A 21,973-nucleotide genomic window follows, 5' to 3' on the forward strand; every position below is an offset into this window, starting at 1 on the left:
GCGGGTCAGTCCGCGGCGGGTGCGGCCAGCCGGGAGAGGGCGGCGCGCAGGAACGGACTGGGCACCTGGTAGCCGCCCTCCTCGCGGAGCGGGGCCCGCTGCCCGGTGGCCGCCGCCCCTTCCGCGGAGGCGGAGGCGGAGGCGGAGCCCGACCCGGACCCGGACCCGCCCCCCGCGCGAGCACCGGCGCCGGTGCTCGCGCTCGCGCTCGCGGCGGACGCCACGGTGGCCTCGGGCGCGTCGGGGTGGCCGCGGCGGGCGGCAGCACTGCGCGAACGCTCCAGGTAGGCGTCGTCCGTGCCGCCGGAGGTCTCCGCCGAAGCCGTGGCGCCGGTGGCGCCGGCCGGCGTGTCCGTCGAGGCGTCCGACCCGCCCGCGGCCCGGTCGGAGTCCGGCGCGCCGTCGGTCCCGGTGCCGTCGGGGGTTCCCGCGCCGCCGCCGAGCAGGACGCCGGCCAGCTGGTTGATCATCTCGCTCTCGCTGGTGGGCCCGGCCGGGGCGGTGGTGGTCGGCTCGTGCTCGGGGGCGGCGAAGGTGCCCTCGGCGCGGGCGTCGTCCAGCCAGCGGCGGCGGGCCCGGTGCCAGTGGCGGTCGCGCGGGTCGACGTCGGCGGCCTGGCCGAGGATGCCGGCGTCGCCGAACAGCTCCTCGTCCTCCTCGCCCTCGTCGCCGAACCGGGTGGGGCTGACGAAGCGGTTGCCGCCCTTGTGGTCCTTGCCGCCGCCGCGCCCGCCGCCGCCGGTGCCGGGCATGTGGCCGCCGGCGCCGGCCGCGCCGGTGGCGCCGGTGCGGCCACCGGTGCCGCTGGTGCCGCCGGCGCCCAGGACGCCCGCGCCGGCCCGGCCGACCGCGGAACCGGCTCCGGCCGCGCCCTTCGCGGAGGCCCCGCCGGCCGCGCCGAGGGAGCCGGCGCCGCCGCCGCGTCCGGCCAGCGCGCTGGTGCCCGCGCCGATGCCGCCGCCCGAGCCGCGCAGGGTCGATCCGCCGAGGCTCCCGGCCCCGCCGGCGCCGGGGCGCAGCGCGGAGCCGCCCGCGCCGCCGACCCGTCCGGCCGTGCCGCCGACGCCACCGAGACCGCGGCCGGCCGTGCCGCCGACGCCACCGCTGCCGCCGGTGCCGCGCCCGGACGCGCCGCCCGCGCCGCCGAGGCCGAACGGGCTGCTGCCCGTCCCGCCGAAGGGGGTGAGGCCGCGGCCGGTGGTCGAGCCGCCGACGCCGCCCGCGCCGCCGAGCGAGCCCAGGGTGCCGCCGAGGGCGCCGCCGAGGTTGAAGCTGCTGCCGGTGCCGCCGCCGGTGTTGGTGCCGCCGATGCCGAGGCTGCCGGGGTTGCCGGGGCTGTAGCCGCCGAGCGGGCTGTAACCGCTGCCTCCGGTGCCGCCGCCCGCGCCGCCGCCGAGGTCGCCGAGTCCGGCCAGGCCGAGGGAGCCGGCGCCGCCGGTGGAGAGCGGGGTGAACACCGGGGCGGAGCCGCCGCCGCCGGAGCTCGAACCGCCGCCGAAGCTGGGCAGGTTGGGGGTGAGCGGGGTGAAGGGCGCCAGTCCGGAGCCCGAGCCGCCGCCGGCCCCGCCGCCGCTGCCGCCGCCGAAGCCGCCCGCGCCGCCGACTCCGGCCATGCCGCTGTACGAGCCGGCGCCGCCGACCCCGCCGCCCGCGCCGCCGCCGGTGCCGCCGAGCCCGTCGAAGCCGCCCGCGCCGCCCGCGCCGGCCGCGCCGCCCAGGCCGCCCGGGTTGCCGACGCCGCCCAGCGCGCCCGTGCCGCCGAAGCCGTCCGCACCGCCCGGGGCGCCCGGGGTTCCGGCGCCGCCGAGCCCGTCGAGGCCGGTCGTGCTCGGGGCGTACGGGTCGCCGGGCAGGGTGCCGGCCCGGCCGCTCATCGCGGTCATGCCGCCGTCGGCGCCCGTTCCGCCGGCCCCGCCCGGGCCCGAACCGCCGCTCGCGGACGTCCCGTTGAGGGCGCAGGTCTGGCCCATGCCGGTCATGTCGGTGATGTGGCCGGCGCTCTGCCGGAGCATGCCGTCGACGTTGTTGCCGACCTGCCCGATGTACTGGTGGTAGACGGCGGCGGCCTGCTTGACGCCCTCGGACTGCGCGATGTCGTCGTGCTTTCCGGCCGGGTGGGCCTCCATGTACTCCTTGGCGTACTGGAGTTCGCGCACCATCTCGGACTTGGTGCCGCTGACCGCCTGCGCGGCGCCCTGGAGCGAGTCGGCCACCGCCAGGCCGGACTGGAGGGTGGTGGCGACGTGCGAGCCGTCCCCGGCGGCGAACTTCTGCAGGTACTGCGCGAAGCTGTCGGCCGCAGGGCCGGACATGCTGGACATGGCCCGCTGGGCGGCCTCGGTGATCGCCCGGACGTGGGTGTCGGCCACCTCGTTCCAGGATTTCCAGGCGTCGGCGAGGGTGGCGAGCAGGTCCTCGTCCCCGTCGGGGAAGGCGATGTCCGCGCCGTTCTCGTTGCTCTGGACGGTCTTGAGGACTTCGGCGAGGTCGGGGGGCAGCTCGATCATGGCGGCAGGTCTCCGGAGAGGGGAGGTCGGGTGCGGAGCGGGTGGCCGGTGGCCCGGGGCCGGTGCGGCGCGGTCGGCAGCAGCGGCGGACGGTGCGCGGTGGTCGGTGCGCGGTGCGCGCCGCCCCGCGGCGGCGGGGCGGCGCGGACGGTGCGGACGGGCGGTGCCGGGCGGTGGCCCGGTGCCGCCGTCCGGCGGTCCGTCAGATGACTCTCGGTCCGGCGCCGCCGGCGTAGCCCGGCCGCATCAGCGGGTTGGGGTGGTTGTAGTCGAGCTCGGGCGCGTCCGGGTCGTGGTAGCCGACTCCGGGGTTGGTGTCGCCGATCGGGGTGATCGGGGCCGGCGGCGGGGGCGGCGTCGGGTGCTGCACGCCGTCCGGTTCGAGCAGTGGCCGCAGGGGCGCGTCGGGCAGCGAGGCGGGTACCGCCTGGACGCCGTCCGGTTCGAGCAGCGGCAGCCGGGGGGCGTCGGGCAGCGAGGCCGGAACGGTGCCGACCGGTGTGGTGCCGACGGTCGAGGAGAGCGCGCCAGGCAGCTGCGGGTCGGTCGGCATGGCACCGGTGTCGGTGATCCGGCCGATCGCGGTGGCCTGTTCGTCGTCGTTGGCGCGGTGCCGGGCGACCATGCTCTGCAGGTTCTCGCCCACCGCGGTGGCGTTCTGCATCAGGGTGCGGATGCCCGCGAGGACCTGTTCCTGGTGCTGGGCGAGGCCGCCCACCGAGGAACTGCCCCCCAGCAGCGCCTTGCCGAGCAGGTCGGTCCCGTAGACGGACTCCTGCACCTGTTTGACCGCGGCCTCCAACTTGTTGGCCGGTCCGTTCAGTTCGTCCAGCAGCCCCATGATCTTCTTGGCTGCCGCATCGACCTCGTCGAGGTCGATCCACACTGTCTTCTCGTCCGCCACCGCACACCTTCCCGAACTCCGCCCGCCCCCGGTCGGTACGCGTCCGCACCGGTGGCCCGGTCGGGCATGCAAGAACACCGGAGCCGGGTACGGCTCCGGACGTGCCCGTGCCATGCCCGCACCGGCCCTTTGATCCCAGGCAACCCTAACCTGCTGCAATGAGCGCGCACAGCCAAGTCAGCGTGCCGGGATGACGTCACGTCACCCCGACACGAGCTTCGCAGAGCTTTCCGGCTCCGCAAGGGGCCGGAAAGCATGCATCAGGTAAATTCACGGCGTGAAACCGTAAGGGAAGTAAAGAGCGGAAGTGCGCACTCCGCGTTTTTCGTGGAGATCCTGGGGAGATCGGGCGCTAGAGGGTGACGGCCCCGCTCGGGGTGACGATCCGCAGGCCCGCCTCGTCCAGCTCGATGGCCAGTGGAGTGCCGTCCAGCGCCGCCTCGTTGAGCAGCGTCGCGCTGGAGAGGTGCCACAGCCGCAGCGTCCCGGCGGCGTCCCCCGCCGCGAGCAGCGCCTCGCCGTCGAACTCCCGGCCCACCACCGCCCGCACCGCCGCGCCGCCGCCGGTCAGTTCGGCGGTCCGGCTGCCGTCCTGGACGTCCCAGACCAGCACCGTGCCGTCGCCCGCGCCCGCGATCACCACCGGGCGGCCGCCGATCTCGGCGAACGCCACCGCCTCGGCGGGGCGCGGCAGTCCGGCGCAGACCGGCCCGGCCGCGCCGCTGCCCGCGTGCCACAGCCGCACCGTCAGGTCCTCCCCGGCGGTGGCCAGGATCGGCTGCCCGCCGGCCACCGTGGCGGCCAGCGCGGTGAACGGGCCGCGCCCGGTGGCGAAGCGGCGGCTGTCGGCACCGGTGGCGGCGTCCCGGACCGAGAGCGCGCCGTCCCGCCCGGCGGAGGCCAGCAGCGGCTGCTCGCCGGGGGTGAAGGCGATCCCGGCGACCGGCCCGGCGTGCGGGACGGGCAGCGGCAGCGCGCCGCCGTCGGCCAGCCGGTGGCTGCGGACGGCGCCCGCGACGGTGCCGCACAGCAGCAGGTCGGCGGTGAGGTCGAGGGTGTGCACCGGCCCGCCCTCGCCCGGCAGGTCGAGGAGTTGGCCGCCGGTGGGGGCGTCCCAGACCGCGACCGAGCCGTCGCCGAACCCGGCGGCCAGCACCGGGCGGCCGTGCAGGGTGCCGGCGGCCAGCGCGGCCAGCGGGCTGCCGGGGCGTCCGGCGGGCACCGCGGCCGCGGCGGCGGGGCGGCCGGTGGCGGCCTCCCAGACGGTGATCCGGCCGGTCTCGTCGCCGGTGTAGAGCAGGCCCTCGACGGCGGCCAGGCCGGTGAGCCACTCGCCGGCCGGCCAGCCGTGCAGCGGGCGGCCGTCGTACACGTCCCAGGTGCGGACGGTGCCGTCCAGCGCGCAGGAGGCCAGCACCGGGCGGTCGTCGAGGGTGGTGAAGGCGAGGCCGGTCACGGTGCCGGTGTGGCCGTCGAGTTCGGCCACCGACTGGCCGGTGGCCAGGTCCCACAGCCGGATCCGGCGGTCCTGCCCGGCGGAGGCCAGCACGGCCTGGTTCCCGAGGGTGAGCACGGCCAGCGCCGCGACCTCGCCGCGGTGGCCGACCAGCAGGTGCATCAGCTCGCCGGTGCCCGCGTCCCAGACCCGGACGGTGCCGTCGGGGGAGGCCGCGGCCAGCAGGTCGACCCCGGCGCAGTGCGCGGCGCGCAGCGCGGTCGCGCCCTGCCCGCCGGTGGGCAGGGTGCCCAGCACCCGGCCGTCGTCGGCCCGGACGGCCCGCAGGTCGCCGGACTGCCCGGCCGAGAAGGCCACCGGGATGTCGCGGCAGACCAGCGCGGCGACGGCCTGCGCGCCCTCGCCGCCGGTGGTGCCGTGCGCGACCCGGCCGGTGGCGGCGTCCCAGACCTGGACCGAGCCGTCGGTGCTGCCGACCGCGAACAGCGAGCGCCCGCCGGCCTCGCCGAGCGCGACGGCGGTGGGGGCCAGCCCGGCGTCGGCGTCGGAGCCGCCGAGCGGGGCGGCGTCGTCCAGCGCGGTGAGGCCGAACGCGCCGCCCTCCTCGACCAGGGCGTACGCGGCGCGGCCGGCCACGGTGCCGACGGCGGCGGCGCTGCGGGCGGCGCCGACGGCGGGCTCGGTGCGGGCCAGCACGGGGGGCAGCGCGGCCGGGGCGGCGGGCTCGCCGAGGGCCTGGTCGAGCAGCGCGACGAGGGTGGCGGCGGCGGCCGGGAGGGCCGCGTCGGTGCCGTCGGTCCACTGCCGGTCGGGCTGGCCGGGCTGGCCCTGGATGGTGAGCCGCCGGGCGGCGGCCGGGGTGCCGTCCGGGGCGGGGGCGGGGGCCTGGCCGGCTCCGGCGAGCACCCGGCGGATCAGCGCGGGGTCGATCCGGCCGGTGCGCTCGTGGTCGGCGCGGGTGGCCCGGAAGGCGCCGTCGGCGGTGATCACCAGTTCGCCGAGGTTGCCGTCTTCCAGCCGTACGCTTCCTGACATGTCGTCACTCCTGGTTCGGTGCGGGGAGTTTGGGAGCCCCGTGGGTCAGCAGAGGTCTTCCGGTACGAGGGTCGCGTGCACCGCGTCGTGCAGCCGGTGGGTGCGGGAGCTGCGGAACAGCGCGGGGCGGTAGCCGGCCCGGCGGAAGCCGATGGCGGCGCCGGTGAGCTGGCTGGGCATGTTGTCGGCGGCGGCGAAGGCGTCGATCCGGCGCAGGCCGATCCGCTCGAAGCCGAAGCGGCACACCAGCCGCAGCGCGGCCTTGGCGGTGCGCAGCCGGCGGTGTTCGGGCAGCAGCCAGACGGCGACCTCGGCGCGCTCCAGCTCCGGGTCGAGGTTGACCAGTTCGGCCCAGCCGAGGGCCTCGCCGGTGTCCGCCGACTCGACGGCGAAGTAGGCGGCCCGGCCGGTCTCCCAGAGCATCGGCGGGATCTCGGTCAGCCACTGCTCGGCGGCGGCGGTGTCCCGGTGCGGGACGACGGCCTGGAGGAACTCCCGCACCAGCGGGTCGTGGGTGCCGCGGTGCACCAGGGCGGCGTCGGTGGGGCGCGGTCTGCGCAGCACCAGCCCGTCGGCCGCCATCGGTTCGTCCCGCACTTCGGCGAGCGCCAGCATCGCTCCCCCCCGTCCCGCCGTCCCCGACCACCTCTGCGGGCCGCCCGCCGGGGCCGCCCGGCGTACCCTCCCCCGCCGTTCGACCCGCCGTCAAGTCAACCACAGCCGCCGGGTGTTTCCGCACGTCAGCGGGACGTTAGCGGAACGTGAGCGGAGCCGCGGAGACTCGGTGGCGGGGCTCGTCACTCCACGTCCCGCCGCCCACCCGGCCCACTGCGCTCTCCCGGGCCGGGCGCCCCCGCACGGGCGGCGGGACCCTCCGCCCCTCCGGCCTCACCCCTCCGGCGCGCTCGCCCCGGCGGGCAGCGGCGCCTCGCGCAGCGCCCGGACCAGGGCGCGGACGGCGGCGGTGCGGGCGAGTTCGGGGGTGGTGACGTAGCCCACCCGGCGCGCGGGCCGGTCCGGGCCGAGGTCGGTGACGGCCAGCCCGGCGGGCGGCCGGTCCAGGCTGAGCCGGGGCATGACGGCCATGCCGAGCCCCTGGGCGGCGAGCGAGAGCACCACGGTGTCGTCGGAGACGTTGATGGTGGCGGTCGGCAGCCAGTCCTGCCGCCGCCACCAGTCCGCCGTGTACGAGCCGCAGTTCTCGTCCCAGTCGACCAGCGGCAGACCGCGCGGGTCGGGGTGGCCCCGGCGGTGGACGAGCGCGTACTCCTCGCGGTAGAGCGGCGCGGCGAGCAGCCCGGGCAGGGTGGCGGTGGTGCCGCGCGCGTCGAGGGTGGCCAGGGCGAGGTCGGCCCGGCCGTCGGCGACCTCGCCCGCGGTGCCGCGGCCGAGGTCGCGCACGATCCGCACCTCGGGCACCAGCCCGGGGCAGCGGGCCGCGAGCACCGCCAGCACCGGCGGCAGCACCTGGACGGCGGCGCTGCGGAACGCGGCGATCCGCAGCGGCCCGCTCGGCCCGGCCCCGTCCCCGGCGGCGGCCTGCCGGACCTCGCCGGGGAGCGCGGCCAGCAGCCGCAGCACCCGCCGGGCGTGCCCGGCCGCCGACTCCCCCGCCGGGGTGGGCCGGGCGCCGCGCCGCCCGCGCTCGAACAGCACCGCGCCGAGTTTGCGCTCGCAGCCCCGGACGGCGTGCGACACCGCGGACTGGGTCAGCCCGAGCCGTTCGGCGGCGGCCGTGAAACCGCCGCTGTCGGCGACCGCGACCAGGATCCGCAGTTCCTGCGGGAGGAGATCGTCTGCCACCCCGCGCAGCCTAGTTCCCCGGTCGGGCGGCGACCTGGCGGCCCGGCGGGCCGGCGGCAGGGACGCAGGGGCCAACTCGGCCCGTCGGTACGGCGGCTAGGGCCCGGTGGGCCGTCTCCGGTTGGTGTACGTTCGGGTCCGTCCGTCCGACCGGCCGGTCAGTCGTCCGACCGTCCCCTCGTCTGCCCGAAGGAGCGCCGTGACAGCCGAAGTCCCCGGCCGTCCGCCGGTCGATTTCACCGCCCCGGTCGAGGGGCGCTCGCTCGACGTCCGGTGGATCCACGGCTCGGCCTCGGCGAAGCACGACACCGACCCCGAGATCCAGGTCCACCACTACGACGCCCACACCGTGATCCTGCGCCAGAACATGGCGGTCGACTACGAGGCGCCGTTCCTGTTCCTGCTCTTCGGGAGCGACCGGGCGGTGCTCCTCGACACCGGTGCCACCGCCGAACCCGCGTACTTCCCGCTGCGCCGGGTGGTGGACGAGCTGGTCGCGGCGTGGTGCGCGCGGCACGGCCGGGCGGCCGGACCGGGGCGGGAGCCGTACGAGCTGGTGGTGCTGCACACCCACGGGCACGGCGACCACGTCGCGGGCGACCCGCAGTTCGCCGACCGGCCGGACACCGTGCTGGTCGACGCCGGGCTGGAGAGCGTCACCCGGTACCTGGGGCTCGGGCCGGACCCGGACCGGCCGGTGCCGCTGGACCTGGGCGGGCGGGTGCTGGAGTGCCTGGCCAGTCCCGGGCACCACCCGGCCGCGGTCACCTACTACGACCCGTACACCGGGTTCCTGCTCACCGGCGACACGGTCTACCCGGGGCGGCTCTACATCCAGGACTGGGACGCCTACACCGCGACGGTGGACCGGCTGATCGACTTCGCCCGGACCCGCCCGGTCAGCCACCTGCTGGGCTGCCACGTCGAGATGACCGACGAGCCGGGGGTGGACTACCCGATCCGCACCGTCCACCAGCCGTCCGAACTCCCGCTCCAGCTGCCGGTCGAGCGGCTCCTGGACGTCAGGAAGGCGCTGACCGAGGTGGCCGGGCGGCACGGCCGGTTCCCGTTCGCCGACTTCGTCCTCTGCCACGGCACGAGCTGACCACGGCACGAGCCGACCACGGGACGGGCCGACCACGGGACGGCGCCCCGGGTCCGAGCTTCCGAGCGTCCGAGCACCCGAGTACCCGGGCGCCCAGGCATGAACACCGCTCATGGATCGGCGGCGGCCATCGACGCCGCCCCCTGCCGGGGGAGCCACCCGCGCCGTAGCGTCCTGGCACGTCGACTCCCCCTCCCCCTCCGGAGCGTTCCGCCATGCCCGTGCCCTTCCGCGCCGTCCACCAGATCGCCCGCCCGAGCGGCCGGCCGACCGCCGACCTGTTCGCCTTCGTCGACGGCACGCTGCTCGCGCCCGCCGCGGGACAGGTGCTGGTGGAGAACGCCTACCTGTCCGTCGACCCGTACATGCTCGGCCTGATGGGCGGCGGCGAGGGCGGCTACCCGCTGCACGCCCCGCTGGAGGGGCGGGCGGTGGGGCGGGTGGTGGAGTCCCGTTCGGCGGCGCTGCCGGTGGGCACGCCGGTGCTGCACCGGCAGGGCTGGCGCACCCACGCGGTGCTGGCGCCCGAGCAGGCGCGGGTGCTGCCCGAGCTGCCGGGCGTGGCGCTGAGTGCGCACCTGGGCGTGCTGGGCGGCACCGGCCTGTCCGCGTACGTGGGGCTGACCCGGATCGCGCGGCTGAAGCCGGGCGAGGACCTGTTCGTCTCGGCGGCGGCCGGCGGGGTGGGCACGGCGGCCGGGCAGCTGGCCCGGTTGCTGGGGGCCCGGCGGGTGGTCGGCTCGGCCGGGAGTCCGGCCAAGACCGCCTTCCTGACCGGGGAGCTGGGCTTCGACGCGGCCTTCGACCACCACGCCGGGCCGGTGGCCGAGCTGCTGGCCGGGGCCGCCCCGGACGGCATCGACGTGTACCTGGACAACGTCGGCGGCGAGCACCTGGCGGCGGCGATCGGCGCGCTGCGCGAGTTCGGCCGGATCGCCTGGTGCGGGGCGGTCGCCCAGTACGGGGCGGCCGCCGCGCCCGCCGCCCCGCACAACCTGTTCGACCTGGTGGCCCGCAGCATCCGGCTGGAGGGCTTCCTGGTCCGCCACCACCTGGACGCCCAGGGGGAGTTGTACGCCCTGCTGGGCCCGCAGCTGCGCTCCGGCCGGGTGCTCGCCGCGGAGACGGTGCTGGACGGCTTCGACCGCACCGTCGAGGCGTTCCTCGGCGTGCTGGCGGGCGCGAACACCGGCAAGATGCTGGTGCGGATCTGACATGCCGTCAATTCGCCGGTCCGGCCAGCCGCAGCTGCTCGTCCTCGACGATCCGCACCGCGAGCGCCCGGTCGGAGATGTCGACGGCCTCGGGGGCGGCCTCGGCGAGGTCGCTGCGGCGGGCGTAGTGGTCGAACAACTCGGCCTTGCCCCTGAGCAGTTCGACCAGCCGCCGGTCCAGGCTGTCGGTGGCGAGCAGCCGGTGCACCCGGACCCGGCGGACCTGGCCCATCCGCTGGGCGCGGGCCACCGCCTGGTCCTCCAAGGTGGGTGTGAGCTGCGGCTCGCACAGGATCACCACATTGGCGGCCTGGAGGTTGAGGCCGAGCCCGCCGGCCTGGATCTGGCAGAGCAGCACGGCGTGCCCGTCCGCGCCGGTGAAAGCGTCGACCAGCTCCTGCCGCGCCCCGGCGGGCAGCGATCCGGCGACGGTCCCGGCGACGGCCGCGCCGAGCGCCCCCCGGACGGCGGCGAGCACCTCCCGGAAGTACGAGAACACCACCACCTTGTGCCCCGACTCGGCGGCCTCGGCGACGAGTTCGCACAGCCGCCGCAGTTTCGCCGAGTGCGCGGGCGCGGCGTACGCGGCCCGGCGCATCGCCATGAAGTTGCCCTCGGCGACGGCGGCGGCGTACGCGGCCCGGTCCGGCCCGGAGAGCTCGTCCCACTCGTCGACCCGTACCACGTCCGGGAGTTCGGTGAGCACGTCCTGCTGGTTGCGGCGCAGGTAGGCGGGGGCGACGGCGCGCCGGAAGGCCAGCGGGCCGAGCGCGCCGAGACCGGCCGGGAGGTCGGCGAGCAGGTCGGGCTGGAGGTGGCCGATCAGGGTGCGGAACTCCTCGACCCGGTTCTCCATCGGGGTGCCGGTCAGGAACAGCACGTGCCCGGTGCGGGCGGCCCACTCGGCGACCAGCCGGGTGCGGCGGGCGGCCGGGTTCTTCACGAAGTGCGCCTCGTCGACGACCAGCGCGTCCACCGGGTCGGCGGCCAGGGTGCGCAGCGACTCGTAGGTGGCCACCAGCACGCCGCCGCCCGCCAGCCAGCGCTCCCGGGCGGCCTCCCGGCCGGGGCCGTGGTAGCGGTGCGGGGTGAGCACCGTCCGTTCGGCGGTCTCCCGCTGCCAGTTGACCAGCACCGAGGCCGGGCAGACCACCAGGAAGCGGCGCGGCGCCCCGTCGGCGGCCAGGTGGGCGAGCACGGCCAGCGCCTGTACGGTCTTGCCCAGGCCCATCTCGTCGCCGATCACCACCTTCCGGCGGGCCAGCGCGAACCGGGCGCCGAACGCCTGGTAGCCGCGGAGCGAGACGGTGCAGCCCCGGTCGTCGAAGGGCTGGGCGCGGACCTGCTCGGCCAGGCCGTCGGGCAGGTGGCCCTCGGCGGCGGCCCGGCCGTCGGTGGCGGTCGGACCGGCCAGCCGGCCCTCCTCGGCGAGCACCGCCAGCTCGGCGTAGAACTCGGCGGCCCGGTGCTCGAACTCGACCCAGACCTCGACCTCCCCCGCGGGCGGGCGCAGCAGGTCCGCGGACGCCTGGGCGAACCGCAGCGCCACCCCGTCCGCCTCGGCCCGCTCCCCCTCCCGCGCCAGCGACTCGACCGCCCGCCGGGCCCGTTCGCGCTTCTCCGCGCCGACCAGCAGCCCGCGCAGCCGGCCCCGGGCGTACTTCGCCTCGGCGAGCGGGGCCCGGTAGCGGTCGTCCAGGTCGGCGGCCTCGGCGGCGGCCCGCCGGGCGGCGGGCCCGGCCAGCACCAGCCGGTGCAGGGCGGTGACCAGCGCGGTGGTCGCCGCGTCGGGGTGCGCCGGGTCGAGGCGGACGGCGGTGCCCTCCCGCACGGCGGCGGCGATCTGCCCGGCGGCGCCCAGCAGGTGGGCGGCGGTGGGGCCGCCGATGCCGGGGACGCGCAGCAGGTCCTGCCGGGTCGCGTCGTGCACCGCCGCGACGGTGGGGTAGCCGGCGGCGCGCAGGGCGCCGGTCTGCAACCGCCCCTCGGTGACGTCCTTGAGCCGCTCGACCGGGATCGCCGCCAGCTCGGCCCGCACCAGCCGCTCGAAGACCAGCCCGTGGGCCCGCGCCACCTCGGCGACCGCCGCCGCGTGGTCCGCGACCAGCGCCCGCGCCGCCGCCCGCTGCCGCCCGGCCACCGCGAGGACCTCCCTGGCCCACCGCCCGCTCCGTCCCGCCACCCGCCGCTCCTCCGCGCTCACCACTCGCCCGGCCGCCCATCCTGGCACCCGCCACCGTCGCCCGGAGCGGCGGCGGGGGGCCGGGGCCGGGCGGGGGTCACGGGCGGCCGGGCGCGGGGGCCGGGGCGGGGCGCGGGGCGCGCGGGCGGCGGGGCAGCAGGAACGGGGTGCCGAGCATGAGCAGGCCAGCGGTGGCGAGGGCGGTGCGGGGGCCGGTGGCGTGCGCGAGCAGGCCGCCGAGGGCGGTGAGCGCGGCGGTGGCGGCCTGTTGGCCGATCGACCAGGCGGTCAGGGTGCGGGCCAGCAGGTGGGCGGGGGTGCGTTCGAGGCGGTGGGTGGCGAGCACGGGGGTGTAGAGGCTCATGTGGACGATGATCGCCAGCTCGACGGCGATCACGGTGAGCAGTCCGGGCAGACCCGGGCGGACGAACACCAGGCCGATCAGCCAGACGGCGCGCAGGGTGCCGACGGTCCGGAAGACCGCGGGGCGGCCGTAGCGGGCCACCACCCGGTGGGCCAGCCGGGAGCCGAGCAGGCCGCCGAGGCAGGGGGCGGCGAAGGCGAGGGCGTACTGCCAAGGGGGGAAAGCGAGTTGGCGCAGCAGCAGGACGGCGAGCAGCGGTTCGGTGGCCATGATCAGGCCGGAGACCAGCAGGTTGTTGAGGTACAGCGCCCGCAGTTCGGGGTCGCCCAGCAGGTGCCGCCAGCCGTCGAGCACCCCGCCTGCCCGGACCGGGCCGGGGCCGCCGGGCCGGGGCGGCGGCGGCTCCTCCCGGCCACCGATCGCGGCGATGCCGAGCGCGGAGAGCAGGTAGCTGACCGCGTCGGCCAGCACGGTGACGACCGGCCCGAACGCCCCGATCGCGGCCCCGCCGAGCGGCGGGCCGATCGCGATCGAGCTCCAGTTGGTCGACTCCAGGCGGGAGTTGGCCACCAGCAGGTCCTCCGGCCGGACCAGCGCCTTGAGATGGGCGCCACCGGCCGCGTTGAACGCGATCTTCGCGGCGGCGACCACCACCGAGACCAGCAGCAACTGGCCGAACCCGAGCAGGCCGAGCGCGTACGCCGCCGGAACGCTCGCCATCGCCGCGCACCGCGCCAGGTCCGCCGCCACCATCACCGGCCGCTTGCGCCGGAACTCCACCCGGGGCGCCAACGGCACCGCGACCAGCGCCCCCACCGCCGGCCCCACCGCCGACAGCACCGACACCTCGGCGGGCCCGGCGTGCAGCACCAGCACCGCGATCAGCGGCAGCGCCCCGAACCCCAGCCCGGACCCGTACGCACTGACCGCGTACGCCGCCCACAGCCAGCCGAACCGCCGCCCCAGCGCTCTCCTGCCCACCCGGCCGCCCCCCGTCGCACACACCACCGTTGACCGGGGAGAGCCAAGCAAGCGGGACAACCGCAGGTCAAACAACCACCACGCGCCCCCTCCACAACCAGTCGTTGTCCCCAGGGGCGGTCGAGGGCCGGATCCGCACGAACGCCCCCCGGTGACTTCTCGTCACGTTCCCCTCCCGGCGCGCAACCGCCTGCGGCCGGCCCGGACCGCACGCACCCGCCGCGCACCGAGGGAGAAGCGCCGTGGTCACGCCGGAACGAGTCCTCCACCCCGACCGCTCGGCACTGGGCCTCCTCGGCTACCAGCTGCGCGAACTCCGCAAACAGCGCGGCCCCTCCCCCACGGTGCTCGCCGACGAACTCCGGCACGGGAAGACCGTGATCGCCGACGTGGAGACGGCGGACCGGCCGATCCCGCTCGAACTGCCGGCCGAGCTGGACCGGCTCTTCCAGACCGACGGCCTGTTCGCCCACCCGTTCGACCTCTCGCTCCGGGAGAGCTTCCCCGACCGGTCGCGGCGGTGCATGGAACTCGAACGGCTCGCCTGCGAGATCCGCGAGTACACCTCGGGGACGTTCCCCGGCCTGCGGCAGGACGACGACTACGGCCTGGCGCTGATCCGGCTCGGCAACCCGCGCACCCACGCCGCCCGGCACCGGTGCTCGACCCGCTGCGGCGACCGCGTCCGGGCGGCCCGCGGCTGCGCCGGGAAGCGCGCGGCGGAACAGGACTGACGGTCCGTCGGGGAGGGAGCGCGGGACCCCGGCCGGCCCGCAGGCCGACCGGGGTCCGCTCCCGCCGTCCGCCGTCGCGTCAGTGCGCGGCCGGGAAGGTCGGGTACTCGACGCCGGAGACGTGCTGGACGACCCGGACGACCTGGCAGGAGTAGCCGAACTCGTTGTCGTACCACAGGTACAGGATCGCGTTGTCGCCCTCGACCTTGGTCGCGCCCGCGTCCACGATCGAGGCGTGCCGGGAGCCGATGAAGTCGCTGGAGACCGCGTCGGGCGAGTCGATGAAGTCGATCTGCCGCTTGAGCGGGGAGGTCAGCGAGACGTCCCGCAGGTGGTCGAGGACCTCCTCGCGGGTGGCCTCGCGGGCCAGTTGGAGGTTGAGGATGGCGATCGAGACGTCCGGCACGGGGACGCGGATCGAGCTGCCGGTGATCTTCGCCTTGAGGTCCGGGAGCGCCTTGGCGACGGCGGAGGCGGCGCCGGTCTCGGTGATCACCATGTTGAGCGGCGCGGAGCGGCCCCGGCGGTCGGCCTTGTGGTAGTTGTCCAGCAGGTTCTGGTCGTTGGTGAACGAGTGGACGGTCTCCACGTGGCCGCGCAGCACGCCGTACGCCTCGTCCATCGCCTTGAGCGGCGGCACGATCGCGTTGGTGGTGCAGGACGCGCAGGAGATGATCCGCTCGTCCGGCTTGACGGTGTCGTGGTTGACGCCGTGCACGACGTTCGGGACGTCGCCCTTGCCCGGGGCGGTCAGCACGACCTTGGCGATGCCGGGGCGCAGGTGCTTGGACAGGCCCTCGCGGTCGCGCCAGCGGCCGGTGTTGTCGATCAGGATGGCGTCGTCGATGCCGTACGCGGTGTAGTCCACCTCGCTCGGATCGTTCGAGTAGATCACCTGGATCGCGTTGCCGTTGGCGACGATGGTGTTGGTCGCCTCGTCCACGGTGATGGTGCCCTGGAACTGGCCGTGGATGGAGTCGCGGCGCAGCAGCGAGGCGCGCTTGACCAGGTCGTCGCCGCCGCCGTCGCGCACCACGATGGCGCGCAGCCGCAGGCCGCCGGCCTTCTCGACCAGCAGGCGGGCCAGCAGGCGGCCGATCCGGCCGAAGCCGTACAGCACCACGTCGCGCGGGGCCTGCCGCTCGATCTTGTGGGCGCCGGTCGCACCCGACACCGCCTCGGCGGTGAACTCCGCCACGGACAGGCCGCGGTCGTCGGCGCGGTGGGCGGCGACGAGCAGGCCGAGGTCGATCTGGGACGGGCCGAGGTCGAGCGAGGAGAGAGCCCGGAGGAAGGGGAAGGTCTCGGTGATCGAGAGTTCCTCGCCGGATATCTGGCGGGCGAAGCGGTGCGTCTTCAGGATGCTGACCACCGACTTGTTCACCAGGGAGCGGCTGTGCAGCAGGACGGTGACGTCCCGCTCGCGGTGGAGCCGTCCGATGATCGGGATCATCGTCTCCGCGAGCTCCTCGCGGTTCTTCCAGTCCGTGAACACGTCGTCGTTGACAGTCACAATTCAACTTTCGGGGGTGGGCCGAGCTGAGGGTCGGCCGGTTCTGAGGGTTGGCCGAGCTAAGGCGCGCCCCATGCTAGCTTCGGCCCCCGCGCCCGCCCGGGGCCGCTCCCCCCGGCCGCCCGCGCCCGTCCGCCCCCGGGCGGCCCGCCGGGCGTGACGGCCGCCACACCGCCCTCCGGCGGCGGCCGGCCGGACCGGACGGACCACCGGACATGACGGCCCGTCAGGCGCCGCCCGGACGGTCACAAGACGTGACAATAATCACTTGGGTAACATTAGTCACTCCCGTGAGTGACGAGCGGTCAGTTTTCGGGACAACGGGCCCGGTTTACCGGCAGAGTAGGAGTTCCCGGCCGAGGCCAGGCCGCGCAGGTCGGGCCCGCCGCGAGCGACGGGACGACTACCCATGGGACATGAGGCCTTCCAGCGGGCCGCACTGGTGTTCACCCTGTTCGACACCAACGGGAACGGGGTGCTCGACGTCGAGGACTTCGACCTGATGACGGAGCGGCTGCTGACCGTGGCCGACGACTCGCCGATCGCCGACCGGCAGGCGCTCGCCGACAGCCTCAGCCGCTACTGGCAGGTGCTGGCGGAGACGCTGGACACCAACCGGGACGGACTGATCAGCCCGGAGGAGTTCCGGGGCTTCGTGCTCAACACCGAGCTGTTCGGCGCCACCGCCGCAGCCTTCGCCGACGCGCTGGCCGTCCTCGGCGACCCGGACGGGGACGGCCTGATCGAACGGCCCCGGTTCCTCTCCCTGATGACCGCGATCGGCTTCGAGAAGCCCAACATCGAGTCGCTGTTCGACGCCTTCGGGCCGGACGCCGAGGACCGGATCACCGTCGGCGTGTGGGCCGAGGGCATCCGCGACTACTACTCGCCCGAGAAGATCGGCATCCCGGGCGACCAGCTGGTCCCGGAGACCTTCTGACCCGACCCGCCGCCCCGGCACCGGAACGTCCCCTCCGACACCGGAACCGTCCGCACCGGAACCCTCCGCACCGACGCCGGCCCCGCCGGCGCCGGCGCCAGTCGTGCCGCCGTCCGGCCGGGTACTCGGCACCCCCGAGTGCCCGGCCGGACGGCGGCCGGAACCACCCGGCCGCCGACGCCTCCCGCACCACCTCCCAAGGAGCCCCGCAGTGACCGCACCCCTCATCGCCCTCGCCGTCGGCCGCGGCACCGGCCCGGACCTCGCCCCCGTCTTCGAGCGGGTGCTCGACCGGATCACCCGGCTGCACGGCCGACCGGTCCGGGTGGAGCGGTCACCGCGCACCTACCACTCGTACGTGTCCCTGCGCGCCGAAGCCGCCGGCACCGCGGAGATCGCCGCGCTCACCGAGCAGGACGCCGCGCACTACGAGCGGTTCTGCCGCGACCAGGCCGCCGCCGGGGCCCGGGCGGTCTTCCGCACCGCGATCAACGCCCAGTCGCTGTACCTGGTCCGGCAGCGGCTGGCCGCCGTCAAGGTCGAACCGCTCACCGCCGGGACGGCCCGGCTGCTGCTGGTCCGCGACCAGGCCCAGGGCTTCTACACCGGCGAGAACCTGCACACCCCCGGCAGGGTGGTGCGCACCATGGAGTTCAGCCGCGACGTCACCGAGCAGGTGGTGCGCTACGCGGTGCGCCGCGCCCGCGAACTCTGGGCCGAGGGCCCCGCCCGGGTACAGCTCGCCTACAAGTACCACCTGCTGGACGGCGCGCTGGACGACTGGGCGGAGGGCCTGTCCGCCGAACTCGGCCTGGACGTCGCCCTGTTCCAGCCCGACACGGTGAACCGCAACCTGATCGCGCACGGCCCCGAGGACCGCACCCTGCTGGTCGCCGGCAACGAGTGGGCCGACATCATGCACGTCGTCCTGCTCGACCGCTACGGCTCCGAACGGCAGGAGAACCGCTGCACCGAGAACGTCCACCTGCACCCGGAGCTCGCCGGCCTCACCGAGTACCAGACCGTGCACGGCTCCGCCGACGACCTCGCGGGCCGCGACCTGGTCAACCCCGTCGCCACCATCCGGGCCGCCGCCCGGATCGCCGAACGGCACGCCGCCTGCCCGGGCGCGGAGGCCGCCGTCGAAGCCGCGATCACCGCCGCCCAGGCCGCCGGAGCCCGCACCCCCGACCTCGGCGGGACGGCCGGGACCACCGCGGTCGTGGACGCGGTCCTTTCCGCCTTTGCAGGAACGTTCGTGCCGAGCCCGGCCGGAGCCGCCGACGGCGTTACGGCCGACACCTCCACGGCCGACACCGCTGCCGCGCCGGCGGGCTCCCGATGAGCGCGGAGAGCCCGGCGGGCACTGAGGGCGTGGCCGCCGCGGTGCCCGGGGCCCGGGACGACCGGAGCGACCGGAGCGACCGGAGCCCGGACGCCTCCGCCGGGACGGCGCTGGTGGTGGTCGACCTCCAGAACGACTTCTGCGCGGGCGAGGTCGCCGCCGCCCGCTTCCCCGGCGATCCCGCGCTGCTGGCCCGGGCCGTCGAGGGCAGCGTCCGCGCGGTGCGGCTGGCCCGGGAGGCGGGCGTCGAGGTGCTGTTCGTCCGCTTCCTCGGCGACCCCGCTTACCAGGGCTCGGCCTGGCAGCGCCGGGACGCCCGGCTCGGCAAGCGGCCCAAGTGCCTGGAGGGCAGCTGGGGCGCCGAGTTCCACGGCGTGCGGCCCCGTCCCGAGGAGGCGGTGTTCACCAAGCGCGCCTGCTTCGACACCTTCCAGGACCCGGACTTCGAACCCCACCTGCGCCGCCGCGGCCTGCGCCACCTCGTCCTGGCGGGCCTGTTCACCGACGTCTGCGTGGACTCCACCGCCCGCACCGCCTTCCAGCGCGGCTTCCACCTCACCGTGCTGCGCGACTGCACCACCGCCCTGCACCTGGCGGACGCCGACATCCTGCGCTTCATGAGCCGGGTCTACGGCGCGCGGATCACCGAACTGGACCGCCGGCCCTTCACCGAACTCGCGGAGTTCCCCGCCTTCCCCGACCCCGCCGGGCCCGCCGAGTCCACCGACCCCGCCGACCCCGCCCGTCCCGCCGGTGCCACCGGCGCGGAGTCGGAGCGGACCGGGGCCGCGGCGACCCGGCGGTGACCACCCCCGCCCGGCCGCACCCCGCACCACCCGCACACCCTCACCCCTACCCTCTGCGAGAGAGCCATGCCCGGAACCCACGGGACCCACGAGACCCACCGCACCACGGCGGCCCGGCAGTGACCGCACGCGGCGCCACCAGCCCCGGTACCACCGGCCCCGCCCAGCCCGGTTCCGCCCGTCCCGACCCCGGGGTCGAAGCCGGGGTCGGCCGGACCGCCCTGCTGGTCGCCAACGCCCGCGCGCTGGAGGCGCGCCGGAGCGAGGCGCTGGCCGTCGACCCGTTCGCCGCCCACTTCGTCCGCGCCTCGCCCGGCTGCGCCGACTGGCCGGACGACCCGGCCCGGGTGGTCCCGGGCGACCCCGTCTGGGAACGGCTGGCCACCTACTTCGCCCTGCGCACCCGGGTGTTGGACGACCACCTGCTCGCCGCGACCGCCGCCGGCGCCCGGCAGGTCGTCCTGCTCGGCGCCGGGCTGGACAGCCGGGCCCACCGGCTGCCCTGGCCGGCCGGCACCACCGTGTGGGAGCTGGACCGCCCCGAGGTGCTCCGCTTCAAGCAGCGCGTCCTGGACCGCCTGGACGCGGCCCCCACCGCCCACCGCCGCACCGTCCCGGTCGACCTGCGCGACGACTGGACGGGCGCCCTGACCGCCGCCGGACTCGACCCGTCCCGGCCGGTCGCCTGGCTGGCCGAGGGCCTGTTCCTGTACCTCCCCGCCGCGAGCGAACTCGCCGTCGCCACCGCCCTGGACGGCCTCAGCGCCCCCGGCAGCACCCTCGCCTACGAGATCAAGACCGGCCTGGAGTCCCCCGCCGTCCGGGCCGCCCCCGTCTACGCGGACGCCCGCGAACGGCTCGGCGTCGACCTGCTGGCCCTGTTCGCCCCCGGCCCCCGCCCGAACACCGCCGCCACCCTGACCGCCCGCGGCTGGACCACCACCGTCCGCACCCCCTTCGACCACGCCCCCGCCTCCCGCCTGCGCCCCGAACCCCACGACGCCCTCGCCGCCAACCGCTGGGTGACCTGCGTCAAGCACACCGGCACCAGGACGGTGGTCCGGCTCCCCTAGCGTTCTCCCGGCCCCGGTCCCCGTCGGCCCCCGGTGTGACGCGGCTCACGGGAACCCGGGCGGACGGACGGACAGGGAGGGGTGTGGAACTGTCGCAACGGGCCCGGGTGCGGGCGGGGGAGCAGACGGCGCTGGGGGAGCTCTTCGACGAGCACGCCCAGGCCCTGTACGGGTACGCGCTGCGGGCGCTGGGCGACTGGGCGGCGGCGGAGGACGTGGTGTCGCTGACCTTCCTGGAGGCGTGGCGGCTGCGCGGGAAGCTCCGGGAGGACGGGGAGTCGGTCCGGCCGTGGCTGTTCGGCATCGCCACCAACGTGCTGCGGAACACGGCGCGGGCCGGGCGGCGGCACCGGGCGGCGATGGCCCGGCTGCCGGAGCGCGAACCGGTGCCGGACTTCGCCGAGGAGCTGGTGACCCGGCTCGACGACCACGCCCGGCTCGCGGCGGTGCAGCGGGCGCTGGCCGGGCTGCGGCGCGGCGAACGGGAGGTCTTCCGGCTGTGCGTGTGGGTCGGACTGGACTACGCGGCCGCCGCCGAGGCGCTCGGGGTGCCGGTCGGCACCGTGCGGTCCCGGCTGTCCCGGGCCCGGGCGCGGCTGCGTTCGCTGACCGAGAGCGAGCTCACCGGACGGGAGTCGGCGGAGGACCGGGAACCCGGGCCGGGCAGCGGACAGGTACGGGACGGCGGCTACGGAGCCGCCCGGTCGATCCAGGGGAATACGCGATGAACCACGAACCCGGAACGCTCCCCGCCGACCGCGCGCGGCTGCTGAAGGAGCACCTGATGAACGAGATCGCCAGGGACCACACCACCACCGCGGCGCGACGGCCGCGCAGACGGCGGGGCTGGCTGGTCGCACCCCCGCTGGTGGTCGGCCTGGCCGCGGCCGTGGCCCTGCTCGCCACCGGCCACCCGACGGGCGACCCGGCCCCGGCCGGTGCCGCACCGTCAGCCACCACCGGCACCCCGACCCCGACCTCCACCTCAACCTCCGCCTCCGCCTCGCCCACCGCCTCGACCTGCCCGGACGGCGCCGCCCCCACCGACCGGGCCTCCGCACCGCCCTCCGCGCCCGCCGGGGTGACGGACGCCCGGCAGGCGTTCACCGCCGCCGCGCAGGCCGCCGCGTCGAAGCCGGTGCCGCAGGTGGACGACAGTCAGTTCGTCTACAACGAGACGCTCCAGCGCTTCTCCGGCGCGGACGCCTGCGTGCGCCGGGAGTGGCTCGCACTGGACGGCCGCACCGAGGGCCTGATCATCGATCCGGGCCACGACCAAATGTCCTACAGCCCCAACTCCGGCGGCCTGCCGACCAGCCTGTTCGTCCCGGACTACGCCTTCCTGGCCGCCCTGCCCACCGACCCGCAGGCACTCCTGGAGCAGATCCGCGCCCAGAACCCCAAGGGCGGCGGCGGCGACCCGGACGGCGCCGCGTTCCGGGTCATCTCCAACCTCGTCTCCACCCAACTGCTCACCCCCCGGGTCGCCGCCACCTTCTGCCGAGCCGCCGCCGCCGTCCCGGGCGCCACCTTCGACCTCGACGCCGTCGACCTGACCGGGCGGCACGGCATCGGCGTGATCCGCGCGGACGCGACCGACCGGATGGAGCTGATCTTCGACCCGAACAGCTGCGAGTACCTCGGCAGCCGCACCGTCCTCCTCGTCACCCTGGAAGGCGGCGACCCCGCCGGCACCACCTTCGACACCGCCGTACTGCGCCGCGCGGTCACCGACAAGGCGGGCGAGGTGCCCGCTCCCTGACCACCCGCCAGCCCCCTGCCTCAGCCCTGCTGGCCGGCGCCCTGGCCGGCCTCCACCGCGCGACCCTGCGCGAACTGCGCCGCCGCGTCCTGGCCGGCGACCCGCCCGCCGACGTCGCCGCCGACCTCGCCACGGCCGCCACCCGCGCCTTCGCCCCGCTCTGCCCCTGCCCCGCCGCCCCGACCCCCTGAACACCTCCCGCACCGCACTCGGCGGGCCCCGATCGGATCGGGCGTTCGCCCCCGCTCA

17 protein-coding genes are annotated in these 21,973 nt (G+C 76.5%); 9 read left to right on the forward strand and 8 right to left on the reverse strand.

Going from position 1 to position 21,973, the window contains the following annotated elements:
- Positions 1–5: 5 nt before the first annotated feature.
- The 5 genes from K353_RS36860 to K353_RS14790 form a co-directional block, all read right to left on the reverse strand.
- Entirely contained in the window at positions 6–2,507 is a 2,502-nt protein-coding gene (locus K353_RS36860) for a hypothetical protein (protein WP_111554052.1), read from the reverse strand.
- Positions 2,508–2,709: 202 nt separating this feature from the next.
- Positions 2,710–3,411 (reverse strand): hypothetical protein, encoded by a 702-nt coding sequence (locus K353_RS14775; protein ID WP_146616468.1) that lies wholly within the window; start codon positions 3,409–3,411, stop codon positions 2,710–2,712.
- A 352-nt stretch (positions 3,412–3,763) separates the two neighbouring features.
- The gene (locus K353_RS34355; RefSeq protein ID WP_111554054.1) at positions 3,764–5,902 is read right to left on the reverse strand and encodes a WD40 repeat domain-containing protein; all 2,139 of its coding nucleotides are present in this window, start codon (positions 5,900–5,902) and stop codon (positions 3,764–3,766) included.
- A 45-nt stretch (positions 5,903–5,947) separates the two neighbouring features.
- The gene (locus K353_RS14785) at positions 5,948–6,517 is read right to left on the reverse strand and encodes a GNAT family N-acetyltransferase (RefSeq protein WP_111554055.1); all 570 of its coding nucleotides are present in this window, start codon (positions 6,515–6,517) and stop codon (positions 5,948–5,950) included.
- A gap of 273 nt (positions 6,518–6,790) precedes the next feature.
- Positions 6,791–7,705, reverse strand: a complete 915-nt coding sequence (locus K353_RS14790; protein ID WP_111554056.1) for a LysR family transcriptional regulator — start codon at positions 7,703–7,705, stop codon at positions 6,791–6,793.
- A gap of 199 nt (positions 7,706–7,904) precedes the next feature.
- On the opposite strand from K353_RS14790, the gene K353_RS14795 reads away from it, so the two are divergent.
- Together K353_RS14795 and K353_RS14800 are read left to right on the forward strand one after the other, a co-directional pair.
- Complete coding sequence (locus K353_RS14795) at positions 7,905–8,810, forward strand: MBL fold metallo-hydrolase (protein ID WP_111554057.1); 906 nt, start codon at positions 7,905–7,907, stop codon at positions 8,808–8,810.
- 215 nt (positions 8,811–9,025) lie between these two features.
- A complete protein-coding gene (locus K353_RS14800; protein ID WP_111554058.1) occupies positions 9,026–10,024 on the forward strand; it encodes an NADP-dependent oxidoreductase in 999 nt (332 codons plus the stop codon).
- 7 nt (positions 10,025–10,031) lie between these two features.
- Here the strand turns inward: K353_RS14800 and K353_RS14805 are convergent, their stop codons facing one another.
- Positions 10,032–12,206, reverse strand: a complete 2,175-nt coding sequence (locus K353_RS14805) for a DEAD/DEAH box helicase (RefSeq protein ID WP_233533587.1) — start codon at positions 12,204–12,206, stop codon at positions 10,032–10,034.
- 97 nt (positions 12,207–12,303) lie between these two features.
- Positions 12,304–13,551 carry an MFS transporter gene (locus tag K353_RS14810; RefSeq protein WP_111554060.1) on the reverse strand — a complete coding sequence of 416 codons (1,248 nt, stop codon included), beginning with the start codon at positions 13,549–13,551 and terminating at the stop codon, positions 12,304–12,306.
- 242 nt (positions 13,552–13,793) lie between these two features.
- On the opposite strand from K353_RS14810, the gene K353_RS14815 reads away from it, so the two are divergent.
- Complete coding sequence (locus K353_RS14815; protein ID WP_111554061.1) at positions 13,794–14,285, forward strand: helix-turn-helix domain-containing protein; 492 nt, start codon at positions 13,794–13,796, stop codon at positions 14,283–14,285.
- Positions 14,286–14,364: 79 nt separating this feature from the next.
- On the opposite strand, the gene K353_RS14820 is transcribed toward K353_RS14815, so the two are convergent.
- Positions 14,365–15,798, reverse strand: coding sequence for a glyceraldehyde-3-phosphate dehydrogenase (locus tag K353_RS14820; protein ID WP_111554062.1), 1,434 nt, complete (start codon positions 15,796–15,798; stop codon positions 14,365–14,367).
- A 409-nt stretch (positions 15,799–16,207) separates the two neighbouring features.
- Between K353_RS14820 and K353_RS14825 the strand changes: the two genes are divergently transcribed.
- From K353_RS14825 to K353_RS14855, 6 genes are all read left to right on the forward strand, one after another.
- Positions 16,208–16,738 carry an EF-hand domain-containing protein gene (locus K353_RS14825; RefSeq protein WP_111554063.1) on the forward strand — a complete coding sequence of 177 codons (531 nt, stop codon included), beginning with the start codon at positions 16,208–16,210 and terminating at the stop codon, positions 16,736–16,738.
- A gap of 211 nt (positions 16,739–16,949) precedes the next feature.
- Positions 16,950–18,083 (forward strand): isocitrate/isopropylmalate family dehydrogenase, encoded by a 1,134-nt coding sequence (locus tag K353_RS14830; protein WP_111554064.1) that lies wholly within the window; start codon positions 16,950–16,952, stop codon positions 18,081–18,083.
- Complete coding sequence (locus K353_RS14835; protein ID WP_111554065.1) at positions 18,080–18,889, forward strand: cysteine hydrolase family protein; 810 nt, start codon at positions 18,080–18,082, stop codon at positions 18,887–18,889. Before K353_RS14830 ends, K353_RS14835 begins: the two co-directional genes overlap by 4 nt.
- A 119-nt stretch (positions 18,890–19,008) precedes the next feature.
- Complete coding sequence (locus K353_RS14840; RefSeq protein ID WP_111554066.1) at positions 19,009–19,962, forward strand: SAM-dependent methyltransferase; 954 nt, start codon at positions 19,009–19,011, stop codon at positions 19,960–19,962.
- A gap of 83 nt (positions 19,963–20,045) precedes the next feature.
- Positions 20,046–20,690, forward strand: coding sequence for an RNA polymerase sigma factor (locus K353_RS14845; RefSeq protein WP_111554067.1), 645 nt, complete (start codon positions 20,046–20,048; stop codon positions 20,688–20,690).
- Positions 20,687–21,724 (forward strand): CU044_5270 family protein, encoded by a 1,038-nt coding sequence (locus K353_RS14855; protein ID WP_158585412.1) that lies wholly within the window; start codon positions 20,687–20,689, stop codon positions 21,722–21,724. The genes K353_RS14845 and K353_RS14855 overlap by 4 nt, the downstream gene beginning before the upstream one ends.
- Positions 21,725–21,973 lie beyond the last annotated feature (249 nt).

The sequence above is a fragment of the Kitasatospora sp. SolWspMP-SS2h genome (assembly GCF_003259315.1).
GTDB lineage: Bacteria > Actinomycetota > Actinomycetes > Streptomycetales > Streptomycetaceae > Kitasatospora > Kitasatospora fiedleri.